This is a genomic window from Streptosporangium sp. NPDC001559, assembly GCF_042893955.1.
Classification (GTDB): Bacteria; Actinomycetota; Actinomycetes; order Streptosporangiales; family Streptosporangiaceae; genus Streptosporangium.
Genome location: NZ_JBIAVG010000009.1, coordinates 214,795 through 227,909 on the forward strand (window position 1 = coordinate 214,795; position 13,115 = coordinate 227,909).

At 69.9% G+C, this 13,115-nt stretch carries 13 protein-coding genes; 6 read left to right on the forward strand and 7 right to left on the reverse strand.

Annotated features, from left to right (window positions below):
- Together ACFYY8_RS21420 and ACFYY8_RS21425 are read left to right on the forward strand one after the other, a co-directional pair.
- Window positions 1–987: an amidohydrolase family protein gene (locus ACFYY8_RS21420; protein ID WP_390043432.1), complete on the forward strand. Its 987-nt coding sequence runs from the start codon at window positions 1–3 to the stop codon at window positions 985–987.
- Window positions 971–1,402, forward strand: coding sequence for a MaoC/PaaZ C-terminal domain-containing protein (locus tag ACFYY8_RS21425; protein ID WP_390043434.1), 432 nt, complete (start codon window positions 971–973; stop codon window positions 1,400–1,402). Before ACFYY8_RS21420 ends, ACFYY8_RS21425 begins: the two co-directional genes overlap by 17 nt.
- 7 nt (window positions 1,403–1,409) lie before the next feature.
- On the opposite strand, the gene ACFYY8_RS21430 is transcribed toward ACFYY8_RS21425, so the two are convergent.
- The gene (locus ACFYY8_RS21430; protein WP_390043437.1) at window positions 1,410–2,885 is read right to left on the reverse strand and encodes a PLP-dependent aminotransferase family protein; all 1,476 of its coding nucleotides are present in this window, start codon (window positions 2,883–2,885) and stop codon (window positions 1,410–1,412) included.
- A 79-nt stretch (window positions 2,886–2,964) separates the two neighbouring features.
- Between ACFYY8_RS21430 and ACFYY8_RS21435 the strand changes: the two genes are divergently transcribed.
- Window positions 2,965–3,216: a hypothetical protein gene (locus ACFYY8_RS21435; protein WP_352008551.1), complete on the forward strand. Its 252-nt coding sequence runs from the start codon at window positions 2,965–2,967 to the stop codon at window positions 3,214–3,216.
- Window positions 3,217–3,256: 40 nt separating this feature from the next.
- Here the strand turns inward: ACFYY8_RS21435 and ACFYY8_RS21440 are convergent, their stop codons facing one another.
- On the reverse strand, window positions 3,257–3,535 hold the full coding sequence (locus ACFYY8_RS21440; protein WP_390043440.1) for a hypothetical protein: 279 nt from the start codon (window positions 3,533–3,535) through the stop codon (window positions 3,257–3,259).
- 270 nt (window positions 3,536–3,805) lie between these two features.
- Here ACFYY8_RS21440 and recA point away from each other — a divergent pair, with 270 nt between their 5' ends.
- The 3 genes from recA (at window position 3,806) to rny (ending at window position 7,721) form a co-directional block, all read left to right on the forward strand.
- Window positions 3,806–4,900: a recombinase RecA gene (gene recA, locus ACFYY8_RS21445; protein ID WP_390043441.1), complete on the forward strand. Its 1,095-nt coding sequence runs from the start codon at window positions 3,806–3,808 to the stop codon at window positions 4,898–4,900.
- Between the two features lie 13 nt (window positions 4,901–4,913).
- Window positions 4,914–5,654, forward strand: coding sequence for a recombination regulator RecX (recX, locus tag ACFYY8_RS21450; protein WP_390043442.1), 741 nt, complete (start codon window positions 4,914–4,916; stop codon window positions 5,652–5,654).
- Between the two features lie 447 nt (window positions 5,655–6,101).
- Window positions 6,102–7,721, forward strand: coding sequence for a ribonuclease Y (gene rny / locus ACFYY8_RS21455; RefSeq protein WP_390043443.1), 1,620 nt, complete (start codon window positions 6,102–6,104; stop codon window positions 7,719–7,721).
- Window positions 7,722–7,761: 40 nt separating this feature from the next.
- On the opposite strand, the gene ACFYY8_RS21460 is transcribed toward rny, so the two are convergent.
- The 5 genes from ACFYY8_RS21460 to ACFYY8_RS21480 form a co-directional block, all read right to left on the reverse strand.
- Entirely contained in the window at window positions 7,762–9,639 is a 1,878-nt protein-coding gene (locus tag ACFYY8_RS21460; protein ID WP_390043444.1) for a S9 family peptidase, read from the reverse strand.
- A 134-nt stretch (window positions 9,640–9,773) separates the two neighbouring features.
- Entirely contained in the window at window positions 9,774–10,670 is an 897-nt protein-coding gene (locus ACFYY8_RS21465; RefSeq protein WP_390043446.1) for an amino acid ABC transporter permease, read from the reverse strand.
- Window positions 10,667–11,335 carry an amino acid ABC transporter permease gene (locus tag ACFYY8_RS21470; protein ID WP_390043448.1) on the reverse strand — a complete coding sequence of 223 codons (669 nt, stop codon included), beginning with the start codon at window positions 11,333–11,335 and terminating at the stop codon, window positions 10,667–10,669. The genes ACFYY8_RS21465 and ACFYY8_RS21470 overlap by 4 nt, the downstream gene beginning before the upstream one ends.
- A 51-nt stretch (window positions 11,336–11,386) precedes the next feature.
- Window positions 11,387–12,202, reverse strand: coding sequence for a glutamate ABC transporter substrate-binding protein (locus ACFYY8_RS21475; RefSeq protein WP_390043450.1), 816 nt, complete (start codon window positions 12,200–12,202; stop codon window positions 11,387–11,389).
- A 38-nt stretch (window positions 12,203–12,240) separates the two neighbouring features.
- Window positions 12,241–12,996: an amino acid ABC transporter ATP-binding protein gene (locus ACFYY8_RS21480; RefSeq protein WP_390043452.1), complete on the reverse strand. Its 756-nt coding sequence runs from the start codon at window positions 12,994–12,996 to the stop codon at window positions 12,241–12,243.
- Window positions 12,997–13,115 lie beyond the last annotated feature (119 nt).

A 13,115-nucleotide genomic window follows, 5' to 3' on the forward strand; every position in this document is an offset into this window, starting at 1 on the left:
ATGGGCGGCGGCTGGATCGACGTGCACCACCACAGCTACCACCCGCCGCTGATCGCCGAGCTGCGCCGGAGAGGGGTGACGCACATGGCACCGGGCGTCCCCCTCCCCGAGTGGACGGTCGAGGACTCCCTCAGGGTGATGGACGCCAACGACGTCCGGGCGGCGATCCTGTCGATACTGCTGCCGGACGCCGCGCTCGGCCAGGGCGCAGCCTCCCTGGTACGGCAGGCGAACGAGTGGTCGGCCGAGCTGGTGCGCGACTTCCCCGGCAGGTTCGGCGCCCTGGCCGTCCTGCCCATGCCCGACGTCGAGACGACCCTGGCGGAGATCGAGTACGCGCTCGACGTGCTCGGCCTCGACGGGGTCGTCATGAGCGCGAGCCTGGCCGACGGCCGTTACCTGGGGGACCCGGCGTTCGCCCCGGTCTTCGACGAACTCGACCGGCGCGGGGCCGTGGTCTTCGTTCATCCGAACCCGGCCTACCGGTGTGACTGCGTCGGCGGGCCCGGGTTCGCCGCCAAGGTCCCGCCGCCGCTGGTCGACTTCGTCATGGACACCACGCGGGCGGTCGCCGACCTGCTCTTCGGCGGCACCCTCGGCCGCTGCCGCGACATCCGGTTCGTCCTGGCCCACGCGGGCGGCACGGTGCCGTTCCTGGCCTGGCGGCTGGAACTGGCGGCGACCTGGGTACTGCCGGGGGCGGGCGAGCTGGACGTGGCGGGAGAGCTGCGGCGGCTGTACTACGAGACGGCCCAGGCGGCCTCGCCCGCGACACTGGCCTGCCTGGCCGAGGTGACCGGCAAGGAGAACGTCCTGTTCGGCACGGACTTCCCGTTCATGCGGGACGCGGTCGTCTCCGGGACCCTGCGCCACCTGGCGGACGCCGGGGACATCCCCTTCCGGGACAACGCCCTGGCCCTGTTCCCCCGCCTGGCGGACAGGCTCGCGGCGGGAAGGGAAGGGGCCGCCGATGCCGCGCGCCTTTGAGGACTTCCACGTCGGGGACGTCTTCGAGCTGGGCAGCCAGAAGATCACCCACGAGGAGATCGTGCGGTTCGCCCAGGCGTACGACCCGCAGCCCCGTCACCTCGACCACGAGGACCTCATCGCCAGCGGCTGGCACGTGACGGCGACGTTCATGAGGCTCTACACGGAGGGGGTGCTGCTGCACGCCGAGGCCGAGGTCTCCCCGGGCGTGGACGAGTTGCGCTGGCTGCGGCCGGTCAGACCGGGGGACGTCCTGACCGGCCGGGTGACGGTCGTCGGGCTCGCGGCCTCCCTGTCCAGGCCCGACTGCGGAATCCTCCAGCAGCGCGGGGAGTTCCTCGACGACCGGGACAGGCCCGTCATGCGGATCATGATCTACGGCCTGATGCGCAGACGCCAGGCCGCGAACCTCTAGCCGTCTCTCAGACCACGACCTGTACGGCGGGCGCGGGCCCGTGCCTGGCGATCTCCGACCAGGCACGGGCGAGCCGGTGGACGAGTTCGTCGAGGGTCTCGGGGGCGAAGGTGAAGGGCAGCCTGATGTGGTTGGTGTGCCCGCCGTCCGGGTCCATCACGGCGCCGGGCACCACGTCGACGCCGTGCCGTACGGCGACCTGGGCGAAGGCCATGGCGTCGACACCGGGCAGCTCGACCCACAGGGCGCCGCCGCCGTCGGGGCGCCGCCAGCGCCAGCTCGGCAGCCGGTCCCGCAGCAGGGCGTCCATGTGGTCGAGCTGCAGGCTGAGCTCCTTGGCCCGTTCGGCGAGGATCCGGTCGAGACGGGGCATCAGCCTGGCCGCGAGGGCCTGGTCGATCACCGGGCTGCCGATGTCGGCGAGGACCTTGCGCCGGGAGAGGCGCTGCACGATCTCGGCGGGCCCGCGGACCCACCCGATGCGCAGGCCGCCCCAGACGGCCTTGGCGAGTGAGCCGAGCGAGAGCATCTCCGTGCCGGGCGGCGCGTAGGCCGCGAGCGGCGCGGGCACGACCCCCGGCTCCGCGTGGTAGGTCATGTAGGCGTTGTCCTCGAGGACGGGCACCTCGTGCTCGGCGGCCAGCTCCGCGATCCTGCGCCTGCGCGCCGCCGACATGAGCACCCCGGTCGGGTTGTGGTAGGTCGGCATGAGATAGAGGAGCGAGGGTTTGCGCTCCCGCAACATGGCGCCGAGCGCGTGGATCTCAGGCCCCTCCTCGTCGAGCGGTACGGTCACCAGGCGCGCCCCGGCGGAGCGGAACACGTCCAGGCAACCGGGCCAGTTGGGCGACTCGACCAGCACCGTCGCCCCCTGGCTGACGTACAGCTCGGTCACCAGGACCAGGCCCTGGTGCGCGCCCGTCGTCACCACGATCTCGTCGTGCGCGGTCGGCAGGCCGTTCCTCGTCAGGTAACCCGCGATCGCCTCACGCAGCTCAGGAAGCCCGGAGGGGTGGTAGCCGGGCCCGGAAAGCAGGTCGTCCAGGTCGTCGCGGACCAGCTCGCGCAGCGCGACGGCCAGCTCGGGCGCCGCCCCGCCCGCCGCGACCGCGACGGAGATCAGTTCGCCGGGGCCGTCGATCAGCCGCTGGAAGATGGTCATCGCGGTGCCGCCGGGCACCCGCCCGTCGGCGGTCGGCCTGCGCACCTTGACGTCCGAGGCGATCCTGGTGCCGCTTCCCTGCCGGCTCGACAGCAGGCCCGCGCCCCGCAGCTCCTGGTAGGCCGCGACCACGGTGGCCCTGCTCACCTGGAGCGCGTCGGCCAGCCCGCGTTCGGAGGGCAACCGGTCGTCGGGGAGGAGCAGGCCGTCCCCGACGGCCCGCACCAGCGCGTCCGCGAGCTTGCGATAGAGAGGGCCTCGGCCCGCCGCCCAGTCACCGAGGAGCGTGACAATGTCACGCTCGGTGGAAATACGGTCCATTTTTCCCTCTACTGGATCTGGCCACTTGTGCCAAGGGTGCCAAGGATGGACGCAGTGGGCAATGGAAGTGGACTGGAAAATGACCAATTTTCTCTTTTTCCTGGCCGCGGCCGTGTTCCTGGCCGTGGTTGTACCGCGTTTCGGCGCGGACACCCGTGACGGCCGGGACTGGAAACCCGCCGATCCCTATCCGCCGGAGCGCGCGGTCGTCACCGCCGTAACCGGCAGGCAGACCGGGCGGGCGCGGGCCGGACGACGTACGCCACGGCGGAGGGCGACGGAGGTAAGGGCGTCCGGCCCGCGCGGGACGGTCGGGGTGCGTCACCCGTAGGTTCCCCGGCCCCCGGGCGCGGCGTCTCGCCGTGCGCGGATCAGGGGCCGGGGTCGGGGGTGCTCAACAGCCGGTCGAGGGACTCCGCGGTCCCGCGGGGGTCCCCTGCCTTCTCCCGGCCGTCGGGGGACCACAGGAAGAGCCATCCGTCTCCGGCCGGGGTGGCGAAGACGATCGTCTGCCTCAGGCTCTCCGGATGCCACACCCACAGCACCGGGTCGTCCCCGCCGACCATGCGGCTGGCCAGCCCCTGCCGCGACAGTTCGGCGGACAGGGACCCAAGGTAGGTCAGACGTTGCTGGCTGAACGTGCTGGTCACGTCGGCACCTCAGGGTCGGCTGCCCCCAGGATCGCCCCAGGTCAGCCCCCTGGCAACAGGCATGGGGGAATTCTCGGAAATATCGCCTTCCGGATGGGATGGGCCGTCCCGCGCGCCCCGGAACATGCGCTGTCGTCCGGCCTCGCTCGAACAATCGTTCGGCTATATTGGACGCGCTGACGCTCCTCGGCGTGCTCTCCGGAAAATGTCGGTGGCACCCCGTAGCTTTCTGGCAACCGATCCAACCCGCGACCCTCCAGGGGGGCTCCCATGGCAGCTAACGACCGCGAGAAGGCGCTTGAGACCGCCCTCGCCCAGATCGAGCGGCAGTTCGGCAAGGGCTCCGTCATGCGACTCGGTGACGAGGCCCGCGCGCCCATCGAGGTGATCCCGACCAGTTCCATCGCGCTCGACGTCGCCCTCGGCATCGGCGGCTTCCCGAGGGGCCGCATCATCGAGGTCTACGGTCCCGAGTCCTCCGGTAAGACCACGGTCGCCCTGCACGCCGTGGCCAACGCCCAGCGGGCCGGCGGCATCGCGGCCTTCATCGACGCCGAGCACGCCCTCGACCCCGAGTACGCCAAGAAGCTCGGCGTCGACACCGACGCGCTGCTGGTCTCCCAGCCCGACACCGGTGAGCAGGCGCTCGAGATCGCCGACATGCTGATCCGTTCCGGCGCCGTCGACCTGCTGGTCATCGACTCGGTCGCGGCCCTGGTGCCGAAGGCCGAGATCGAGGGCGAGATGGGCGACAGCCACGTCGGCCTCCAGGCCCGCCTGATGTCCCAGGCGCTGCGCAAGGTCGCGGGCGCGCTCAACAACACCGGCACCACCGCGATCTTCATCAACCAGCTCCGCGAGAAGATCGGCGTCATGTTCGGCTCGCCCGAGACCACGACCGGTGGAAAGGCGCTGAAGTTCTACGCCTCGGTCCGTCTCGACATCCGCCGCATCGAGACGCTGAAGGACGGCACCGAGGCGGTCGGCAACCGCACCCGGGTGAAGGTCGTCAAGAACAAGATGGCCCCGCCCTTCCGCGTGGCCGACTTCGACATCCTCTACGGCGTCGGCATCTCCCGCGAGGGCGGCCTGATCGACATGGGCGTCGAGCACGGCTTCGTCCGCAAGTCCGGCGCTTGGTACACCTACGAGGGCGACCAGCTCGGCCAGGGTAAGGAGAACGCCCGTAACTTCCTGAAGAACCACCCCGACATCGCCAACGAGATCGAGAAGAAGATCAAGGAGAAGCTCGGCATCGGCCCCCGCCTGGACAGCCCCGCCACCCCGCCGCCCGCCGCTCCGGCCCCCGCCGCCTCCTCCGGCCGTGGCTCCAAGGCCTCGACCCCCAAGCCGGGCGACGCCTGATCCGGGCTGACCGATGACGACGGGACCTGATTCCGGTCCGGCCGGTGAGGCCGGGCCGCGAGACTGGGGTGCCTGGCCCGACTCGGAGGACACCCGGCGCAACCGGCGCGGCCGGGGCTCCTCCCGCGGCACGCGTGCCCGGGGGAGGCGCGCCGGGCGCGCGGGGGAGGGGGACGGTCTCCTGCCCGACGGTCCGGCCGAGGGGTCGGCGGCGGCCCGGGGGCCCGACGCCGATCCGCAGGCGGTGGCTCGAGCGATCTGCCTGCGGCTGCTGACCATGGCGCCACGCACCCGGGCCCAGCTCGCCGAGGCGCTCCAGCGGCGCGAGGTGCCACAGGAGGCCGCCGAGGCGGTGCTGGAGCGTTTCTCCGAGGTCGGTCTCATCGATGACGAGGCGTTCGCCGAGGCGTGGGTGAGCTCCCGTCACGCGGGGCGGGGGCTGGCCAGGAAGGCGCTCGCCTCGGAGCTGCGTCACCGAGGGGTCGACGAGGACATCGTCAAGGACGCGGTCGAACGGCTCGACCCCGAGCGGGAGGCCGAGACGGCACGCGCCCTGGTCACGCGCAGGCTGTCCTCGACCCGTGGCCTGGATCCCGCGGTCAGGACCCGCAGGCTGGCGGGCATGCTCGCCAGAAAGGGCTATGGCCCCGGGTTGGCCTTCCGGGTGATCCGTGAGGCGCTGGAGAGCGAGGAGGCGGACAATTTCCCCTCCTCACCCTCTTCCATGGACGAACACGATTACCCAGAGGATTGACCCGGGAACTCGTCACCCCGGGCGTCCCTCCCATTCCGTACGGTCGCTGCCCAGGTCCTGACGGATGTCGTCGCCCTCGGCGAAACCGGAGCGGCCGAGTGTGGCCGGGGAGGCCGGTGCGTCCTGCGGCCGTGCCGCACGAGGGAAAGGGGGGTCGCTTCGCGTTCGAGTGTTTCCCGGTGCGCCTTTGCTTGCCCGTTACCTCTTTGACGCTTAACCTCGACGGCAGTGAGGAGTTACTCCGCGCAGCGCGGATTGTCATAACGGTAAATTGCGGACGAACAAGCTTGATGGATGCGGGCAGGCGACAGAGCCGGTGGGATGGGCTGATGCGGCGTCGCTCCCGGATCAACATATGTCCTGGTGATACCACCATGTGGACCTTCCGTGCCGTGCGTGTGACGCCTCGTGTCTTGCTATTGGCAACGCGAGGAGGGCGGGGCGCGCATGAATTCGGTTGTGGTCGTCACTTTGACGGTCGCGGTCGCGGTTCTCGCCGTGGCGATGATAGCCGCGCTGATCGTGTTGCTACGCCGTACCGGCGGAGCACCGGGACGGCCGAGCGGTCCCTCACCCGAGCAGCTTGAGGAGATCCAGACCGAACTCGAGGTGGCCAGGCAGGAGGCCGCCGAGATCCGCGCCAAGGCGGAGAACGACGCCGGAGACCTTCTGCGCAGGTCGGAGGCCGCCGTGGAGGCCGCCGCCGGGCTGCGCAAGGAGGCGGAGGCCGAGAGCAGGCTCCTGAAGCAGGAGCTCAAGGAGTTCCGCTCCGACCTCGAACGCAGGGAGAAGCGGCTCGCCGAACGGGAGCAGCGGCTCGACGAGGAGGCCAGGCGCCAGGCCGAGCGGGCTCGCAAACTGGCCGAGACGGAGACCGAGCTCGCCGACCGTCGCGAGGACCTCGACCGGGCCGCCCAGGAGCGCAGGGCCGTCCTGGAGCGGGTGGCCGGGCTCACCGGCGAACAGGCCAAGACCGAGCTGGTCAAAGAGATCGAGAACCAGGCCAAACGTGAGGCCGCCCTGATCGTCAGAGAGATCGAGGGCCAGGCCCGCAAAGAAGGGGAGAAGCGCGCCACCAAGATCGTGACACTGGCGGTCCAGCGGGTGGCCACCGAGCAGACCGCCGAGTCCGTCGTCAGCGTCCTGCACCTGCCGGGCGACGAGATGAAGGGCCGCATCATCGGTCGTGAGGGCCGCAACATCCGTGCCTTCGAGTCGACCACCGGGGTCAATCTGATCATCGACGACACCCCCGAGGCGGTCCTGCTGTCGTGCTTCGACCCGGTCCGCAGAGAGACCGCCAGGCTGACGCTGGAGAAGCTCGTCCTCGACGGGCGCATCCATCCGCAGCGCATCGAGGAGGCCCACGAGCGCAGCAGGGCCGAGGTCCAGGACCTGTGCGTGCGCGCCGGTGAGGACGCGCTGGTCGAACTCGGCATCACCGAGATGCACCCCGAACTCGTCACCCTCCTCGGCCAGCTCCGCTACCGCACCTCCTACGGGCAGAACGTGCTCGGCCACCTGGTCGAGTCCGCCCACATCGCCGGGATCATGGCGGCCGAACTCCGGCTCGACCCTCTGCTGCTCAAGCGCTGCACGCTCCTGCACGACATCGGCAAGGCGCTCACCCACGAGGTCGAGGGCAGCCACGCGCTCATCGGCGCCGAGATCGCCAGACGGTACGGCGAGCACGAGGACGTGGTCCACGCGATCGAGGCCCACCACAACGAGGTCGAGGTCAGGACCGTCGAGGCCGTGCTCACCCAGGCCGCGGACGCGATCAGCGGTGGCAGGCCGGGGGCCAGGCGAGAGTCCCTCGAAGCGTACGTCAAGCGCCTTGAGCGGCTGGAGGAGATCGCCACCTCCTACGACGGCGTCGAGAAGGTCTTCGCCATGCAGGCGGGCAGAGAGATCAGGGTCATGGTCAAACCCGACGCGATCGACGACATCCAGGCCCAGGTGATCGCCCGGGACGTGGCCAAGCAGGTCGAGGAGGAGCTGACCTACCCCGGTCAGATCCGCATCACCGTGGTCCGGGAGTCCCGCGCCACGGAGTTCGCCCGATAGGGGTCGTCCAGGCGCGGGGCCACCCGGCGTGCGGGAGCCGTCAGGAGTGGAAGATCTGCTGGTAGAAGGCCAGCTCGGTGGCCAGGGCCGTGCTTCGGGTCTCAGCGCGGCGGAAGCCGTGTGACTCTCCCTCGAAGGTGAGGTAGGTGCACGGGATGCCGCGCTCGGCCAGGGCGTCGGCGAAGGCCTGAGACTGCTCCGGAGGCACCACCGGGTCGGACAGTCCCTGCAGCAGAAGCATCGGGCAGGTCACCTTGGAGACCATGCTCAGCGGTTCACGGGGACCGTACAGCGCGGGGTCCGCACCGACCAGCCAGTCGATGTAGCGGGACTCGAAGTCGTGGGTGGTGGTCACGAACGAGGCGAGCGTGCTCACCCCGTAGTAGGAGACGCCGCCCGCGAACGCGTCGGAGGCGCAGCAGGCGGCCATGACCGTCCAGCCACCCGCGCTGCCGCCCCTGATCGCGATCCGCCGTGAGTCGGCGAGCCCCTCGGCGGCCAGCCACTCGGCGGCGGAGACCGCGTCCTCGACGTCGACGATCCCCCACTGCTCGTGCAGCAGGTCGCGGTAGGCGCGGCCGTACCCGGTGGAGCCGCCGTAGTTGAGGTCGAGCACGCCGATGCCCCTGCTGGTGAAGAAGGCCTTCTCCAGGTCGAGCGCGCTGATGCTGTGCGCGGTCGGACCGCCGTGCACGAAGACCACGTACGGCGCGGGCCCCTCGCCCCTGGCCTCGGGGCTGACGGGCGGGTAGACGATCGCGTGCACCCGGCGCCCGGATCTGCCGTCGAACTCGACGGCCCGGGGAAGGGGCAGGTAGGCGGGATCGGGCAGTTCGGTGGCGTCGCGCCGGAACTCCTCGGCGAACCCCGTCGCGGGGTCGAGCCGGACGACGGCGCGGGGGATCGCCGGGCCGTAGGCGATCGCGGCCACCGCCTGCCCGTCACACGACAGGGACGGGTGCCAGCCGTCGTAGGGGGTTTCGAGGTCGGTCAGCGTGCCGTCCTCGGGGTCGAGCACGCCCAGGCGCAGATCTCCCCGGCCGTGCAGCAGGACGATCCGCCCGTCGGCCAGCGGCGCGTACGGTGCTCCGCCGAGCTGCCACAGCGGCCCGGCGCACTCCTCCTGGAGGGGGTGGAGCGCCCGCGCGGGGGCGCCGCCGACGCCGCTCAGGTAGAGGTTCCACCAGCCGGAGCGGTCGGAGATGAAGTACAGGCTCAGGTCGTCGCGCCAGGAGGGGGCCAGGACCGACTCCTCAAGACCTCCGGCCACCGTCCTGGTCAGGCCGTCGGAGAGCCGGGTGACCCGTATCTCGGTGCCGTTCCACGGCATACGGGGGTGGTCCCAGCAGACGTAGGCCAGGTGTTCGCCGTCGGGCGACAGGGTGGGGAAGGCGTAGAAGTCGCTCCCGCCGACCAGCTCGCGCGTCTCGGCCCCGCCGTCCAGCGGGATGGAGACGATCGAGCGGCTCACCCGTCCTTCGGCGTCGTGCCGCTCGCGCACGCACAGGATCCGCCCGTCGTGGACGGTCATCTCGGCGTAGCGCAGGCCGCACTCGTGCTCGGGCTCCGGGGTGAGGGGCTCGGGTTCGGAGCCGGGGGCCAGAAGGTAGAGGCGCTGGTCGGCGAAGTTGGCGAACACCAGACCGCCACCGGGGACCAGGGCGTACGGCCGCCCGCCGTACTCGTGGACGCGGGTCCTGGCGTTCCACGGAGCCGCCAGGAGCTGCGTGCGTGTGCCGTCGGCCTCCTGCCGCACGATCGTGGTGCGGCCGCCCTCAAGGGGGCGGTCCTCGGTCCACCACATCTGGGTTCCCGACACCGTCGGGAACCCCAGGCGCAGCCCTGACCGGGCGACACCCGTGGTCGAGATCGGAGAGGGCCAGGTGGCATACGGCCGGACGACCTGCTCGGGGGACATGGCGCCATCCTGCCCGATAACCCGTCCCGTGTCGCCGGTATGGTCCTCATCCCTCGCGGCGTGCGGAAATTCGTTTCCCATGCTCACCTGAAGCAGCCTCCCAAACAGTGATGATCAAATTTTCCCGGACCCCGTCAGTCGACCGCGGAGACGCCGGGGGTCGTTCCGGACACCACGATCGCCCCGGGGGGTTCGACCGGAGCGGCCGTGGTCCTGCGGCTTCGGCGGCTGCGTCTCTCCAGCCAGGTGGCGACGGCGCCGACGGCCAGGTTGATGATGATGTAGACGATCGCGATGACGAACACGGAGGGGATGAGGTTGTTGAAGTTGGACGGCAGCACGCGCGCCCCCGCGTTCAACAGGTCCTCGAAGGAGACGATGAACCCCAGTGCCGTGTCCTTCAGGAGCACCACGAGCTGCGAGACGATCGCCGGCATCATGGCCGTGACCGCCTGCGGCAGCAGGATCATCCGCATGACCTGGCCCTTGCGCAGGCCGACGGCGTAGGCCGCCTCCGACTGGCCGCGCGGCACGGCCTGGATGCCCGCCCGCACGATCTCCGCCAGCACCGACCCGTTGTACAGGACCAGGCCGACGACCACGGCGGCGAACGGGGTCACGGTGAGCCCGAAGACCGCGCTCCCGCCGTACATCACCGCGAAGATCATGATGAGCAGCGGGATCGCCCTGAAGAACTCCACCACCACACCCGCGGGGACGCGGATCACGGCGCGGTCGGACAGCCGCCCGATGCCCAGGACGAACCCGAACGGCACCGCGATCAGTGAGGCGACCAGTGCCGCGCTCAGGGTGTTCAGCAGGCCGGGCACGATCAGGTTGAGCCACACGTCGCCCCGCAGGAACGGCGTCCACAGGGCCGGGTCGAGCTGGTTCTTCTCGCCGAGCTTGGTCACCATCAGGTAGGCGGCCAGCAGCGCCGCCACGACGACCAGCACCGTGAGCACGGTGTTGCGCGTCCGGGCGCGTGGCCCGGGGGCGTCGTAGAGGACGTCGGCCGAGCGCGCGTTCATCGGACCACCGCCAGCCGCCTGGACAGCCAGGTGAACAGCAGCCCGGTCGGCAGCGTCAGGATCAGGAAGCCGAGGGCGAACCCGAAGAAGATCGGGACGACCGAGTCACCGTGTGCCTCGAAGAGCGTCTTCATCGTCAGCGAGGCCTCGGTCACGCCGATGGCCGCGGCGATCGTGGTGTTCTTGGTCAGCGCGATCAGGATGCTGCCCAGCGGGGCGACCACCGCGCGCAGCGCCTGGGGCAGCACGATCAGCCTGAGGTTCTGGGAGAAGGTCAGGCCGATGGCGCGGGCCGCCTCGGCCTGGCCGACCGGCACGGTGTTGATCCCGGACCTGATCGCCTCGCAGACGAACGCGGCCGTGTAGGCGGACAGCCCGATGATCGACAGCCAGAGGTAGTTCGTGGACAGGCTCGTGGAGAACGAGATGTCCAGCACCAGGCCCAGGCCGAGCCCGCAGAAGACGATCACCAGGGTCAGCGGCGTGTTCCGCAGGGTGTTGACGTAGACCGTGCCGATGCCGCGCAGCACGGGCAGCGGGCTGACCCGCATCGCGGCCAGGATCGTCCCGAGGACCAGCGCCGCGGCCCCGCTGGCGAGGGTGAGCCGTATCGTCAGCCAGAAGGCGCTCAGGATGGCCGGGAATTCGTCGAGGAGTGCCTGCACTCGTTCCCTCCAGGGAACCCGGGCCGGGACGCGCCCCGGCCCGGGGACGGGTCAGTAGCGCTCGATGGTCGGCGGCGTGGTGAAGAACTTGCCGAACTCACCGAAGTTGGCGTCCACGGCCTTCTTCCAGCTTCCGTCGGCGAACATCTTCTCCAGAGCCTTGTTGATCTTCTCGCGGGTGTCCTTGTCCTCCAGCTTCAGGCCGATGCCGTACTTCTCCTCGGAGAAGGGCTTGCCGACGAGGCGGAACTTGCCCGGCGACCGGGCGGCGAACCCGGCCAGGATCGTCGCGTCCGTGGAGATCGCGTCCACCTGCTTGTTCTCCAGCAGCGGCAGGCAGGCGCCGTAGCCCTGCTGCTCGGTGAGGTACTGGCTCTTCCACGCCTCGCCGAACTTGTCGACCAGGCGCTTGGGCGAGGAGGAGCCCTGGGCGCCGCACACCTTCTTGTTCCTCAGGTCCTCCTCCCCGTTGATCGTCGTGTCGTCGGCGCGGGTCAGGATGTCCTGACCGGTGACGAGGTACGGCCCGGCGAAGGAGATCTTCTTCTTGCGGTCGTCGGTGATCGAGTAGGTCGCGGCGACGATGTTGACCTGGCCCTGCTGGATGAACGGCTCCCGGTTGGCCGAGATGGCCTCCTTGAACTCGATCTGGTCGTCCTGGTAGCCGAGCTGCTTGGCGACGTATCTCGCCACGTCCACGTCGAAGCCCTTGAACGAGCCGTCCGGCTGTTTCTGGCCGAGCCCGGGCTGGTCGAACTTGATGCCCACGACGAACTTGCCGCCGCCGCTGCCGCCACCGCACGCGGTGAGTCCGGCCACCATGGCGGCCACCGCGACCAGTACGGTTCCGGCACGCTGTACACGCATCCTGCTACCTCGTCTTCCCTTGAGAGATACCGGCGGCCCTAGTGCGTAAGGATCTTGGAGAGGAAGTCCCTGGCCCGGTCGGTCCTGGCGGAGGTGAAGAACTCCTCGGGAGTGCTCTCCTCGACGATGCGGCCCTCGGCCATGAACACCACCCGGTCGGCCGCGCGGCGGGCGAACCCCATCTCGTGGGTGACGACCATCATCGTCATGCCGTCGGCGGCCAGGCCGATCATGACGTCGAGGACCTCCTGGACCATCTCCGGGTCCAGCGCCGAGGTCGGCTCGTCGAACAGGATCATCTTGGGGTTCATGGCCAGGGCGCGGGCGATGGCCACGCGCTGCTGCTGGCCGCCGGAGAGTTGGGCGGGGTACTTCGCCGCCTGGGCGCCGATGCCGACCCGCTCCAGCAACTCCATGCCCAGCGCGCGGGCCTCGGCCTTGCCCAGGCGGCGTACCTTGACCGGGCCGAGGGTGACGTTCTCCAGGATCGTCTTGTGCGCGAACAGGTTGAAGGACTGGAACACCATGCCGACCTCGGCCCTGAGCATGGCCAGTGCCCTGCCCTCCGCGGGGAGCGGGCGCCCGTCGAAGGTGACCGTGCCGTCGTCGACGGTCTCCAGCCTGTTGATCGTCCGGCACAGGGTCGACTTCCCGCCTCCCGAGGGGCCGATGACCACGACGACCTCCCCCCTGGAGATCGTCAGGTTGATGTCACGCAGGACGTGCAGGTTGCCGAAATGCTTGTTCACGTTCGTGAGGACGACCAGAGGAGTCGCTTCCCCGTTCTCCGTCATGAAACACAACGTAAATCCGTGATCGGCACCTCGGGCTAACCCTGAGGTACCGATCAGATCACATCCCCCTTACTCCGGGTAAAGGTTTGTTGTTTTCTGTCATATCTCGATGAGATCCA